Below are 220 nucleotides of genomic sequence, written 5' to 3'. Positions count from 1 at the left end.
GGAACTGCTCTGCAATCACGTCGCGGCAGCGCTTAATGAATGTCTCCAGTTTTGACTGGGGGACAAAACAATAGTCCGGGCTCACGCACAGCTGGCCGCCGTTCATGGATTTACCGGTAATAATGGTTTCCGCTGCCTTATTGATATCGGCAGACGGGGAAATGATGACGGGAGATTTGCCGCCAAGCTCCAGTGTGACGGGGACCATGTTGTCGGCCGC

The 220-nt window shown here is 55.0% G+C and carries 1 protein-coding gene; it reads right to left on the bottom strand.

Features of this window, described 5'->3' with window-relative positions; all coding sequences use genetic code 11:
- Nucleotides 1–220 (bottom strand): aldehyde dehydrogenase family protein (locus A3709_RS15875; RefSeq protein WP_156507809.1); only part of this gene is annotated, 220 nt, incomplete at both ends.

The organism is Halioglobus sp. HI00S01 (assembly GCF_001635445.1).
Taxonomy (GTDB): Bacteria; Pseudomonadota; Gammaproteobacteria; order Pseudomonadales; family Halieaceae; genus Halioglobus; species Halioglobus japonicus.
Note: the sequence above shows the minus strand (reverse complement) of the source record. Positions and strands in the feature narration are given on the sequence as shown.